The organism is Streptomyces gelaticus, assembly GCF_014649535.1.
Lineage (GTDB): Bacteria > Actinomycetota > Actinomycetes > Streptomycetales > Streptomycetaceae > Streptomyces > Streptomyces gelaticus.
In genome coordinates this window covers 1-981 of record NZ_BMTF01000090.1, presented here as the reverse complement: position 1 = coordinate 981, position 981 = coordinate 1, and the positions used below count along the sequence as shown (strand labels likewise).

Sequence of the window (981 nt, the reverse complement as noted above, 5' to 3'; positions counted from 1 at the left end):
GCCGAGCTGTTCTACGACGACGATGCCGACCTGTCCATCATCCAGGGCCGCAAGGTCGCGGTCATCGGCTACGGCAGCCAGGGCCACGCCCACGCGCTGTCGCTGCGTGACTCGGGTGTCGACGTCCGGGTCGGTCTGCACGAGGGTTCGAAGTCCAGGGTGAAGGCCGAGGAGCAGGGCCTGCGTGTGGTGACGCCGTCCGAGGCCGCGGCCGAGGCGGACGTCATCATGATCCTGGTCCCGGACCCGATCCAGGCCCAGGTCTACGAGGAGTCCGTCAAGGACAATCTGAAGGCCGGGGACGCGCTGTTCTTCGGTCATGGTCTGAACATCCGCTTCGGCTTCATCGAGCCGCCGGCCGACGTCGATGTCTGCATGGTCGCGCCGAAGGGCCCGGGGCACCTGGTGCGCCGTCAGTACGAGGAGGGCCGTGGTGTTCCGTGCATCGTGGCCGTCGAGCAGGACCCCTCGGGCAACGGTCTGGCGCTGGCCCTGTCGTACGCGAAGGCCATCGGCGGCACCCGTGCGGGCGTGATCAAGACGACGTTCACGGAGGAGACCGAGACCGACCTGTTCGGTGAGCAGGCCGTGCTGTGCGGTGGCACCGCGGCTCTGGTGAAGGCCGGTTTCGAGACGCTGACCGAGGCCGGCTACCAGCCGGAGATCGCGTACTTCGAGTGCTTGCACGAGCTGAAGCTCATCGTGGACCTCATGTACGAGGGCGGTCTGGAGAAGATGCGCTGGTCGATCTCGGAGACCGCCGAGTGGGGCGACTACGTCACCGGCCCGCGGATCATCACCGACGCCACCAAGGCCGAGATGAAGAAGGTCCTCGCACAGATCCAGGACGGCACCTTCGCCAAGAACTGGATGGCCGAGTACCACAGCGGTCTGCCCAAGTACAACGAGTACAAGAAGGCCGACAGCGACCACCTCCTGGAGACCACCGGCCGCGAGCTGCGCAAGCTCATGAGCTGGGTC

Annotated in this window: 1 protein-coding gene; it reads left to right on the top strand. The window is 66.4% G+C overall.

Going from position 1 to position 981, the window contains the following annotated elements; all coding sequences use genetic code 11:
* Window positions 1-981, top strand: a 981-nt coding sequence (ilvC, locus tag IE107_RS34475; RefSeq protein WP_229867486.1) for a ketol-acid reductoisomerase, incomplete at both ends; no start/stop codon positions are given.